The 11,838-nt window shown below is 42.1% G+C and carries 10 protein-coding genes; 1 reads left to right on the top strand and 9 read right to left on the bottom strand.

The features are described 5' to 3' along the window. Positions 1-27 precede the first annotated feature (27 nt). The 9 genes from BUA59_RS12105 to BUA59_RS12065 form a co-directional block, all read right to left on the bottom strand. Entirely contained in the window at positions 28-1,293 is a 1,266-nt protein-coding gene (locus BUA59_RS12105) for an NAD(P)/FAD-dependent oxidoreductase (RefSeq protein WP_072839963.1), read from the bottom strand. Next, on the bottom strand, positions 1,286-2,134 hold the full coding sequence (locus tag BUA59_RS12100; protein ID WP_072839962.1) for an ABC transporter ATP-binding protein: 849 nt from the start codon (positions 2,132-2,134) through the stop codon (positions 1,286-1,288). Before BUA59_RS12100 ends, BUA59_RS12105 begins: the two co-directional genes overlap by 8 nt. A 39-nt stretch (positions 2,135-2,173) precedes the next feature. Then, on the bottom strand, positions 2,174-3,145 hold the full coding sequence (locus BUA59_RS12095; protein ID WP_100185702.1) for an ABC transporter permease: 972 nt from the start codon (positions 3,143-3,145) through the stop codon (positions 2,174-2,176). A 63-nt stretch (positions 3,146-3,208) separates the two neighbouring features. Beyond that, positions 3,209-4,618: a CmpA/NrtA family ABC transporter substrate-binding protein gene (locus tag BUA59_RS12090; protein ID WP_072839961.1), complete on the bottom strand. Its 1,410-nt coding sequence runs from the start codon at positions 4,616-4,618 to the stop codon at positions 3,209-3,211. 343 nt (positions 4,619-4,961) lie between these two features. Beyond that, positions 4,962-6,155: a CmpA/NrtA family ABC transporter substrate-binding protein gene (locus BUA59_RS12085; RefSeq protein ID WP_072839960.1), complete on the bottom strand. Its 1,194-nt coding sequence runs from the start codon at positions 6,153-6,155 to the stop codon at positions 4,962-4,964. Next, positions 6,152-6,757 (bottom strand): ANTAR domain-containing response regulator, encoded by a 606-nt coding sequence (locus BUA59_RS12080; protein ID WP_072839959.1) that lies wholly within the window; start codon positions 6,755-6,757, stop codon positions 6,152-6,154. Before BUA59_RS12080 ends, BUA59_RS12085 begins: the two co-directional genes overlap by 4 nt. A 198-nt stretch (positions 6,758-6,955) precedes the next feature. After that, positions 6,956-7,591: a helix-turn-helix domain-containing protein gene (locus BUA59_RS12075; protein WP_072839958.1), complete on the bottom strand. Its 636-nt coding sequence runs from the start codon at positions 7,589-7,591 to the stop codon at positions 6,956-6,958. A gap of 104 nt (positions 7,592-7,695) precedes the next feature. After that, positions 7,696-9,027 (bottom strand): HlyD family type I secretion periplasmic adaptor subunit, encoded by a 1,332-nt coding sequence (locus tag BUA59_RS12070; RefSeq protein WP_072839957.1) that lies wholly within the window; start codon positions 9,025-9,027, stop codon positions 7,696-7,698. A 2-nt stretch (positions 9,028-9,029) separates the two neighbouring features. Then, on the bottom strand, positions 9,030-11,318 hold the full coding sequence (locus BUA59_RS12065; RefSeq protein ID WP_072839956.1) for a type I secretion system permease/ATPase: 2,289 nt from the start codon (positions 11,316-11,318) through the stop codon (positions 9,030-9,032). A gap of 144 nt (positions 11,319-11,462) precedes the next feature. On the opposite strand from BUA59_RS12065, the gene BUA59_RS12060 reads away from it, so the two are divergent. Beyond that, entirely contained in the window at positions 11,463-11,834 is a 372-nt protein-coding gene (locus BUA59_RS12060) for a hypothetical protein (protein WP_072839955.1), read from the top strand. The last annotated feature ends 4 nt before the right edge of the window (positions 11,835-11,838 follow it).

Raw genomic sequence — 11,838 nt, 5'->3', positions numbered from 1 at the left:
GGCTAGCAACGTCTAAAACTACTTAATTCAGGCCACTTTTGGGCAGCAATACGCTTCGCCAAATACCAGTAAATCAAGTATGTCAGAGACATTGGTCTTATTTTGAATTAGCTGGAAATACCAGCTTCCATCGGCGACGTTGCCATAAAGAATTGCTCCAACCAGCAAGCCATCGTTGACCACCAGTTTTCGGTAATGATTTGCGCTAACATCTTTAAAAAAGATGCAGCTGTCTTCTGCTGAGGGTTGAATCTTACCGACTGAAAAAAGATTCACGCCTGACACTTTCAACTTGGTAGGCGTTGGCTCTATCACAAACGCAGACTCTTCCCCGACCAACACCTTCATCAAGACGTTAATTTGTGTCCAAATAGGCGCAACTAAACCGAAGGTCTGTTGATTAAATTCACAACATTCACCCAGAGCATAAACATCAGCACGAGAGGTTTGCATTCGTTCATCGACTAAAATCGCTCGATTCGTTTCCAACCCAGCTGCCTTGGCCAAAGTAATTTCAGGCGAAATCCCAGCCGCCATAACGACTAAACTCACCGCTAGCTGATCGCCATTCTGACAAACGACATGAGACACGCGATCACCGTCCGTTTGCAAAAAAGACTCAGGTGACTCGCCAAGGCGAAATTCGACGCCCATTTCCTTCAGTCTATTAAGCAAAAGTACGGCTGATTCTTCGTCTAGCTGTCGATTTAACAACCAATTTGAACGATGAAAGACCACAACCTTATGACCGCGTTTCATCAAACCCACCGCCGCCTCTAACCCCAACAGCCCACCACCTATCACACAAATAGGCTGGCTGCCTTTCAGCTGCGTCATGAGTTCAACATCATGCCAAGTACGAAAGCCCATTACATTGGATGCAGATATTCCTTTAATAGGCAATACACTTGCCCGAGACCCAGTCGCTAGCACCAATTGGTCATACGCTATTTCCTGCCCACTGGATAAATGCAGGATTTTCATTTCTAAATTCAGACTCGTCACAGGATCATTTGAAAGAATCTGAACGCCGTCATCTTGCATTTTCTGCGTATCAACTAGTGCCATATCGGCATGAGAAATATCGCTCGCCAATAAAGAAGACAGCATAATTCGGTTGTAGCCAACTTTAGGCTCTTCTCCGATCAAGGTGATCTGATAAAGATGCCCATACGCTTGTTGTAAATCATGCGCCAATTTGCTGCCAGCCATGCCAGCACCAACAATGACAAGACGGCGTTTATCCGTCTGATTTACTAGGCGTTTCCCAGACTGAGAGATAAGACTAGGCATTGGCAACCTTGGCACTAGCGGCCGTTTTTTTGCTTTTCGTAGCAGCTTGAATAGGCTCAACTTTGCGCTGTTTCTCATACAAAAAAGTCAGAACTTGAGTTCTGTAATCCACATATCTTGGATCCTTCGCCAAGGCCAAACGATCACGAGGACGTTCAAGGTCAACATGCAGAATTTCGCCTACTGTCGCTTCTGGACCATTAGTCATCATCACAATACGATCAGAAAGCAGCACGGCTTCGTCCACATCATGGGTGATCATAATCACTGTGTTGTTAAGGTCTTTTTGAATTTCCATCAAAGAGTCTTGAAGATGTGCACGAGTCAAGGCATCCAAGGCACCAAAAGGCTCATCCATCAACAACACGCTTGGTTCCATCGCCAAGGCTCTAGCAATACCGACACGCTGCTTCATACCACCTGAAATTTCATCTGGGCGTTTGTCCGCAGCATGGGTCATATGCACCAACTCTAAGTTGTGCATGATCCAATCATGCATTTCCTTCTTGGATTTAGTTTTACGAAAAACCTGCTTTACCGCCAATTCAACATTTTGGTAAGACGTTAGCCAAGGCAGCAAAGAGTGATTTTGAAAAACCACCGCACGCTCAGGCCCTGGCCCTTTTACTTCTCGACCATCCAATAAAATCCCGCCTTCAGTAGCATCGTATAAACCGGCTACTATGTTGAGAACCGTCGATTTACCACAACCTGAATGCCCGATCAGAGAGACAAACTCGCCTTTCTCGATTTTTAAACTGACATTATCCAGCGCTTTAAACGGCCCTTTTGGCGTTGGGAACTCAATCGAAATGTGACTGATGTCTAAATGTGTTGCCATGTTTCTCTCCAATCCAATCTGTTTCTAGTGAAAGTCTATTTAGCGTAGTACCTGAGTTTTATCCCAAGAAACAAAACGCTGAATTGTCAGCATGACTCTGTCTAGCAAGTAGCCGATGAAACCAATCATCAACACCGCCACCATGATTCGACCTAATGAATTCGAGCTACCATTCTGGAATTCATCCCAAACAAACTTCCCTAACCCTGGGTTTTGCGCCAACATTTCCGCCGCGATCAATACCATCCAAGCAATACCGAGCGACAAGCGTAGACCGGTAAACATCAGAGGAATCGCCGACGGAATGACGATTTTCATCACATGCGTCATCCAACCAAGGCGTAATACTTTTGAAACATTAAGTAGATCTTTTTCTACTGCCGCCACACCAACTGCTGTATTAATTAGCGTTGGCCACATGCAACACAAGGTCACAGTGAACATGGAGGTTAAGAAGGATTTAGAAAACAGCGGATCATCAGACACGTAACTGGCACTCACAACCATGGTAACTAAGGGCAACCATGCCAGCGGCGAAACCGGTTTGAAAATTTGAATAACAGGATTTAAAGCACTGTAAACCGATCTATTTAAGCCAATTAAAATCCCTAAAGGAATGGCAATTAGGCTGGCCAATCCAAAGCCAGCCAATACGGTATATAAACTGGTAAATATCTGATCAAAAAAAGTAGGCTTACCTGTGTAATCTCTTAACGTACCGACATAGCTAGGATCTTTAGCTTGTCGCTCAGCAATACGCTCTTCTTGACGAACATAAAATTTGTCTTCTTTTACACGCTCTCTCTGATGCTCTGCTACGAGACTATTCCATTGCTCATAAACTACCACCGGCCCTGGAAACTCACCCAAAGAGGTATGAACACGACTCGCTCCCACCTGCCACAACAAGATGAACACTAAAATGCCAAAGACCGGCAGCAAGATCCCTTTAAAAGAAAAGGTGCTGATTTTGTCTTTTAAAGAAGCCATGGTTACGTTTGGTATCATCATCTGTTTCTCGCTCAATTTGACTCATAAAGCGACTACGACTGCGGCCGCTTTATCCTGTTTGGTTTAGATTTGGTCGTCGCCTTTTAAACCGATTTTGAAGCTTTTCAAGTAATCATTTGGGTGTTTGCCGTCATAAGTCACACCATCAATAAAGTCACTTTGTGGCGGTTTAAAGCCATCTTCTTTAGCGAAATCAGGGAACTCAGACGCTGTCATAACACCATCTTCAATCAAAGCGTTTGCGGCTTGCGCATAAATATCTGGGCGATAAACTTCTTTCGCGGTTTTCATAAACCATTCATCGGATTTTGGTTCAGCAATTTGCCCCCAACGGCGCATTTGTGTGAGATACCAAATGGCATCGCTGTAATATGGGTAAGTCGCGTTATGACGGAAAAAGACATTAAAGTCGGGGATTTCACGCTTATCGCCTTTTTCATACTCAAATGTCCCTGTCATGCTGTTGGCAATGACATCGTAATCTGCCCCAACATATTGGCTACGAGCGAGTATTTTTACCGCTTCAGGACGATTGGCGTTGTTGTTTTCATCCAACCATTTCGCAGCGCGAATCATGGCCTTTACGACTCTAATATGGGTATTGGGGTATTTTTCCGCCCAATCACTGCTCACACCGAAGACTTTTTCTGGATTGTTTTTCCAAATTTCATAATCCGTAATGACTGGCACACCAATACCTTTAAACACAGCTTGTTGGTTCCAAGGTTCGCCAACGCAGTAACCTGAAATCGTTCCTGCCTCCATAGTCGCAGGCATTTGTGGTGGTGGCGTCACAGATAACAAAGCATCGGCATTAATTTGGCCGCTGGTATCACCACGCGCTGGCGCGTAATAACCCGGATGAATGCCACCAGCAGCAAGCCAATAACGCAACTCGTAGTTATGAGTGGAAACAGGAAACACCATGCCCATTTTGAATGGCTTACCTTGCGCTTTATAACCATCGATCACAGGTTTCAATGCACTCGCGCTGATTGGATGAACTGGCTTGCCATCTGGTCCATTTGGAATGTTTTTCTTCATTTCATCCCAAACATCGTTTGAGACCGTAATGCCGTTACCATTCAAATCCATACTAAAAGCCGTCACTATGTGGGCCTTCGTACCGTATCCAATAGTTGCACCGAGTGGTTGACCCGCTAACATATGCGCGCCGTCTAGCTGGCCGTCAATTACTCGATCTAACAAAACTTTCCAGTTTGCTTGCGCTTCTAAGGTGACGTATAAACCTTCGTCTTCGAAATAACCTTTCTCGTAAGCGATGGCTAATGGCGCCATATCCGTCAATTTTATAAAACCAAATTTAAGCTCTTCTTTTTCTGCATAACCCAGCTCCGCATGAGCTGCTCCAGATAAAAGCACAGAGCCCAACAATATAGAAAAACTAATTTTTTGAGTGGCATTAACGAATCTCGGCAAGGGAATTACCGTTTTCAAAAATCTTAGGTTCATAGTCACACTCCGCTTAAGGGGTTAAAAAGTACAAAAACAAAAAAAGGCGCATGCGAATCACAAAAAAATGTGTTCGCAGGCGCCTTTGCCATTCAAAGAAAATCCTACATTGGACTATCAATAATGTGGGTGATAATTAACGGTCGTTGCTAATTCCACCAATTTTTTTCAAAACTTTATGTCTATGTGTTTTACAAAGCACGCAGCGTGCCAATAAAACTAACCTTATGATTTATAGGTTTTTTATCTTAAATCCGCTGTCTAGATAAAATAATTCAGCAGGCCAAATAAATCTATTTGCCCAATTATCATGCATAGCGCACTAAAAAAAGACATGTACAAACTACTTATCAAAACCATTTAAAATGCCATTTGGATGTAAGCGGATCTTTCCCAAAGCAACAGAATCCAACCAAGTAGACTCATCTTCGACAGACAAATGCCAATCCGTGTTGTTTTTTTCTTCCGTCAACCCTAATGCTTTGTAATAAAGATCCTGACGATAAACCTGCTCCGCCACGTCGTTCAGTGACTTAATGTCACCCAGTTGCTGCCAGCGGTACATTTGCGCCATGATCCATAATGCATAGCTCGGCAAAGGTTTATTAATATCGCTACCAGAAAAACGCTGATACGCCTTCATTGGCCAATCAAATTGCCCCTTTGGTTTAATCGCACTAAAACCATAAACCAGCTGCTCTAACGTGCAATTCAAATAATCAGGATGACTTAAGATACTCAGTAATTCAGTCTGGTTATTTGGTTCATCTACCCACAAACAAGCTTTTTCCAAAGCGCGAATAATTGACAAATATACTTCTAGGTTATGTTCAGCCCATACGGAATTTACGCCAAAGACTTTTTCCGGTGTACTACCCCAAATTTCATATCCAGTAACCAACATGTGGCCTATACCTTGCTCCACTGCAAGACTGTTCCAAGGCTCACCTACGCAATAACCATCAATATCACCTTGTCTTAAGCTATCAAGCATTTTTACCGGTGGAACTACAACTATTTGCACATCTTTATCGGAATCAATTCCAGCTCGACTCAACCAATCTCTTAACTGATAGTTATGGGATGAGTAAGGATAGACCATCGCAAAACGCAATGGTGCTGCATTAGCTGCTCGGCCATCTAGCAACCTCTTCAATGCCACGCCAGTTCGAATATCAACCGAAGATTCAGCATGGTGCTGTAGCTCTTCGTACAAAGCGTTACCAATAGTGATGCCATTACCATTATGACTAACAGTAAAGCTGGTTTGCATGGGTGTCTTAATGGTGCCAATTCCTAAACTAGCAGCAATCGGCATAGACGCCAACATGTGTGCACCATCAAGCAAATTGAAGGCCACTTTATCGCGGATACTTGCCCAAGATGCTTCTTTAGATAACACCACATCCACGCCTTCCTGAATAAAAAAGCCTTTTTCTTGGGCAATCACAAAAGGCGCACAATCGATTAATGGAATAAAACCAATCCGCACAGACTCGCTAGTTTGAATAATATTATTTGGCTGTATCAGGTTCATTTTGAACCTCCCATCAATTCCATCACAGATATGATATTTCGAGCGACGTCAGTCATTCGCTGACTACGATCCATCGCTAGTTTCCGAAGCGCTTGATAGGCTGCGGGCTCATCACATTTTTGATGTTTCATTATCAAACCTTTTGCTTTGTCTATCAGCTTACGGTCTTCAAGCTGACTTTTTACAGATTCCAATTCAGATCTTAGCGCCTGAAATTCTCTAAACCGGGCAATCGCAACTTGCAATAACGCTTTCACGCTACCGCTGTTAACACCATCAACCACATAGGCACTGACACCCGCTCGAATAGCTGCTTCTACATGTCTGGAGTCATCTTCTTCAGCAAACATAACAATGGGACGAGGATTGTCTTTGGTGAGTCGCGACATGTTTTCCAACATATCTCGATCAGGAGATTCGATATCAATAATTACCATATCTGGTTGAAATTCCGTTACCGCTTCCGTTAGGTTTTTGGCATTTTCCAGTCGTCTAATAACACGATAACCACTGTCAATCATGGCCTGTTCTACAATAGCTGCTCGCGCAGGCTCATTATCAACAAGCATCACGGTTAATTCTTTTTCAGGGGGCGCAGGCATGGTGCATTCTCTTAAAAATCGTAAAATCACATTCAGATAAAATGCAAGATATGCGCCATTTCGACACATTATTTTTCCGGAGATTAGAGGCAAAAAAGGCTCTAAATAGAGCCTTTTAAGAGTAATTAACCAAAAAGTAACACACGAATAATAGGTAAGAACTGAAGCAGTGCAAGCTAGCGCTAATAAAGAACCAAATTAATGCACAGCATATCGAGTCTGTGCAAGCAGAGCTAAAGCCAAGCGGTCTTTAGTGTTGGTTTTCTTAAAAATAGACGTCAAATGCGCTTTTACAGTACGCTCTGTAATACCCATTTCAAGTGCGATTTGCTTATTAGACAAGCCTTTCGAAACACTGTGAGCAACATCTAATTCACGTTCAGACAAGTCATCCAGTTCATCGTTGTGAATCTCTGCGGGCGCGGTAGATTGCATAATAAGCTGTTGAATAAATGCTTTTCCGCCCCAGATTTCACCGGAGTCAACAACCGAAAGCACCAGAGAAAGTTGCTCTTTACCAATATAAGGAGCACATTGCCCGCTAACGCCAACAGAAAAAAGTCTTAAAGCGGCAGCTTGACTTGATTGATTAGGAAACACGATAACTTTTTGCTTTGGAAAGGCTGAACAAAGTGCAACCACTTCTTCAACCTGTTTAGAAAAAAATTTATCTTCTAAATAGATAAAGCAGTAAGTGAAGCTAGACGATGCCGCTTCTAATGTTTGATATACCTCTTCAAATGTCTCTGCTCGTACCAATAAGGAATCCACACTGACTATTTGATTCCAATGTTTCCATACGGCGTCATCTGTATTCCAACACAAAGTTTTCAAAATAAGTCTCGTCCTATTAAGTGCGATGAACCATTCTAACCAGCAAATAATAACGTATTGTTAACATTTGTAACTGTTCATTGAGCTTGAAAACTTTTTTGTAATTACCGTTCACGAAGCGCATTTTGTTTTGCTTTTAAAATTGGCTTAAGCAAATAATCCAATAAGGTTTTCTTACCAGTAATTATATCTACTGTCGCTTGCATGCCTGGAATAACGGGCAATGGGGCTTGCTCTGTTCCTAAATAGTTTTTATCAGTCCTCACCCTGACCAAATAAAAGCTATTGCCCTCTTCATCAAGAATAGTATCGGCACTGATGTTTTCAACTATGCCATGCAAACCACCAAATATTGCAAAATCATAGGCGGAGAGTTTAACCACGGCACTCAAATCAGGTTTAATAAAACCAATATTTTCAGGACGTACTTTTGCCTCAATCAACAATGAATCTTCAAACGGTACAATTTCAAGCAAATTCATACCGGGCTTGATGACACCGCCAACCGTATTAATTTGAATCTGTTTCACGATACCTTTTACTGGTGAACGAACCTGTGTTCTTGATACTTTATCTTCAAGGGATACATTACTTTCACGTAACTGATCTAATTTACTTTTTACTCCAGTTAGGTCTTCTTGGGCATCCGCCCTAAATTTCGCTTCACCTTCGGATAGTTTACTTTGCGCTTCTTTCAGCGCTGAACGCGCCCGAGGAATCGCTAACTGAGTTGCTTCCAAATCCCCTTGCAACTGATTGACTTGGCGTTCGAGCTGCAATAACTCAACCCTAGACACGGCTCCTTGCTCAAACGCAGGTCGAGTTAATGCCAGCTCTTCTTTCGAAAAAGCATAACTCTGTTTTAAATTTTCTAGTTTTGCCTGTAACTCAACTATTTCTTGTTTCTTTTGCTCAATCTGCTGCTGAAAGCCAACCTGGTTAGTCCGTAAAGACTCTAATCTGTTGTTATATAAATCAAGTTCACGCTTTACAACCAACGGATAATCTTTCATGATTTCCGGATCAAATTTAGGCTCCAGACCATAAGATTCAGCCTGTAAACGAGTCGCTCGAACTTTTAAATTAATCGATTCGGCTTGCTGCTCACGCAATGATGACAAGGCTTCAGTATTTTCTATCGTCATCAACACTTGTCCACTATCGACCACTTGACCTACTTTGGCATTAATTTCTTTTAAAATACCACCTTCAAGGTTTTGAATCTGCTGGACTTGGCTAGAAGGAATAACTTTCCCTTCGCCCACAGTAACTTCATCTAAAGCCGTATAATTAGCCCACACCAATGCCGCTGCCACGAAAATAAAAATCACCCAAATGATAATTCTACCGCCACGTGGTGTTTTCAACATCAAGGCCGCATTTCGGTCTGTCAGATACTCTAAATCATCTTGTGAAATCGAATTTTTATTACTCATTATTAACTGACCTTCAACTTGCCTTGACGAAGCGCTTCATGCACTTGCGCTTTTGGACCATCAGCAATCAAGCGACCATTATCCATAACGATAATTCGATCGACCATATCTAGCATAGAGGCCTTATGTGTAATCAAAATAAGGGTTTTGTCTTTCACCCCTTCTATTAAGCGACGCTTCATTCGAGACTCTGTGGTGTTATCCATCGAAGCTGTCGGCTCATCCAAAATCAAAATTGGTGGATCAAAAAGTAGTGCCCTTGCGATAGCAATACTTTGACGCTGCCCCCCAGATAACAAGGCGCCACGTTCACCAACAATACTGTCTAAACCGCTTGGTTTACGATTGGCAAACTCAGATACTCCGGACAGATCTGCCGCACGAATAATGGCATCGTCTTCCATATAAGGAACGCCCATCACAATGTTATCTTTTATCGAGCCATAGAATAAATTCACATCTTGCGAAACTGCACCAATATTCCGACGTAGATCGGTTGGGTTTACTTGGCGCAGATCCACGCCATCAATTCTTATAGCGCCGCTATCAGGTGTATAAAGCCCTGTCATTAATTTACCAAGGGTCGACTTACCAGAGCCGATCCGGCCAATAATAGCGACTTTTTCGCCTTGCTTAATATTAATATTAATAGCACTAACTGCGGCTTGTTCTTGATCAGGATAAGCGAAGTTAACTGCTTCAAATTGAAATTCTCCCTTAAACACTGGGCGATGAACAAACTTGACATCATCCGGGTTTTCAACTGGCGAAGACATAATTTCATTTAGAGATGTAAAAGCAGATTTTGCTTGGTTATAGCGTGTCGCTAAACCAGCTACTTGCGCCATAGGGCCAAGCGCCCTTCCAGTCAACATAACAGACGCAACCAAAGCGCCCATACTCATATTACCTTCAGATATTTGATACACCCCAACAATGACAATAATAACGGTAGTTAGCTGCTGAGCTACCATCGCAAAAGAGGAAGAAGATTGTGACAACTGACGAGTTTTGACTCCCCAATCAGCAATGTTACCAACAGCATTTTCCCACTGTTTCTGCATCACGCCTTCAGCATTATTGAGCTTCACACTTTCCGCGTTATACAAACTCTCAATCAAAACCGCATTTTTTTGTGATGCCGTTTTTTGACCCTCTTCGATAGAGCGACGTAATGGGATTTGAATGATGATGCTATAAAGGACGATCAGAGCAATGGTTACAATGGGAATATAGCCAACAGGACCACCAATCAACCAAATCACACCAATAATCAGAAACATAAAAGGAATATCAACCAAAGTGGTGATAGACGCCGATGTAATGAAGTCTCGAATACTTTCAAATTCTTGTAGGTTTTTGGCGAAAGCCCCAACAGACTTAGGCCTTGATGCCATGGTGATATTATTTACTCTGGAAAAGATAGCTGCCGATATCAAGATATCTGATTTTTTGCCAGCTATGTCAATGAAATAAGCCCGCAAGGTTCGCAATAAAAAATCAAATAAGTACACGACAGCAGCGCCGATGGCCAACACCCAGAGTGTATCAAATGCATTGTTCGGCACAACTCGGTCATAGACGTTCATCACAAAAAGAGGACTAGCAACAGCGAAGATATTGATTAATAAAGACGCAATAAACACGTCTCGATAAATTCGCCAAGAACCAGAAATAGTTCCCCAGAACCAATGCCCTTTTTTACTTTCTTTTTCATCGCTTTTTTCAGAGCGTTTATCAAATTGATACAAAGGACGAACAAAGAAGCAATAACCAGTACAAGACTCGGCAAGCTTATCGATAGGAAGAGTAATTTCCCCCTCACCAGATTCTGGACGAAGTATTTTTGCGGTGCCTTGCTTTTTATCCAATTCAAGTAGAATACAGGCTTGCTGATCCCTTAATAGCAACACCGCGGGCATGACCATGTTGGGGATTTTTGCGATAGGTCGTTTAACAAAACGAGTACTAATGCCAATACGCTTAGCCGCACGCTGAAAAAGTTCTGGTGTCATTGCATTGTCGGTAATAGGTAAACCTGAAGCAATACCATCCGAAGTATAAGGATTATGAAAGTATTTGCTTAACAGTACTAAGCAATCTAACAGAGGATTAGGGTATTCTAACGAAGCACCTTGTGTATCCCACTGATCAATATCTTCTTTAGAACCATCTTCAACTTCTGCATCCGTCTTCCCTTCGTCTGATTCATTTGTAACTTCATTTTCTTCATACGAATCATTTTCTAAAGGTGACGAAGAGTTCTGTTCTGAACGACCAGAGTCAGACATACTCTATATTCTCCTAAAACTACCGAAAATCTGTTTTTTTATAAACAAATAGCTTATTAATTATGGTCTAGAATAGTGTTTATTAAGTAATATGTGAAGCGAACTTATGCCTTACTACAAATTGAAACACAGAAGGAAATCAACATGCTATACGCAAAAGTCAATGAGAATGGTGTAATTATTGATGTCGCCACATCTCAATCAGATGAGTACAAACTACTCGTAGCACCAAATGATCCGACAGTTGCTAGCATATTGGAAAAAAAATTCACTACAGCAAGCACTAGCACCCAAGAAATACTCGCTAGTTCTGACGGTGAAATGATGCGAATACTTGAAGATTTGGTAGACCTTCTAACTGAAAAACGCTTAATACAATTTACTGAATTGCCCCTAGCGGCACAGAAAAAATTACTCGGTAGAAAATGGGTTCGTGGCGTACACAGTAGTAGCGACGAAAGCTTAATGACAGATAGTGGTATTGCCGAAGGAGACGATGAAGACGCTTTAATCTAAAGTA

It is taken from the genome of Marinomonas polaris DSM 16579 (genome assembly GCF_900129155.1).
In the GTDB taxonomy this organism is placed as follows: Bacteria; Pseudomonadota; Gammaproteobacteria; order Pseudomonadales; family Marinomonadaceae; genus Marinomonas; species Marinomonas polaris.
The sequence above is the reverse complement of the archived record's forward strand: the minus strand, read 5'-3'. Positions and strand labels throughout refer to the sequence as shown.